Consider the following 363-nt stretch of genomic DNA (forward strand, 5'->3'; position numbering starts at 1 on the left):
CATATACATAAAGCGTTGTTGTTGTGTTTATGATGTCTCCAGCAGCATATGCATTACCAGTTCCATTAGTACCATCAAAATAGTTACCAACAGTTAAAGCAGGTAGAGTATAGCTATCGCAGGATTGCACATTGGCAGGCGCATCAGGAGTAGGTGTCGTGTCTATTGTAATAGTAAAGCTATTTTCAGCAAAACAATTATTAGGAGTAGTCCCAGTTTCTGCATATACATAAAGCGTTGTTGTTGTGTTTATGATATCTCCAGCAGCATATGCATTACCAGTTCCATTAGTACCATCAAAATAGTTACCAACAGTTAAAGCAGGTAGAGTATAGCTATCGCAGGATTGCACATTGGCAGGCG

1 protein-coding gene is annotated in these 363 nt (G+C 39.4%); it reads right to left on the minus strand.

The annotated features are described in order from the left end of the window. Positions 1–363, minus strand: a 363-nt coding sequence (locus ACVC08_RS00630) for a hypothetical protein (RefSeq protein ID WP_452600576.1), incomplete at both ends; no start/stop codon positions are given.

The organism is Pontimicrobium sp. MEBiC06410 (genome assembly GCF_053601615.1).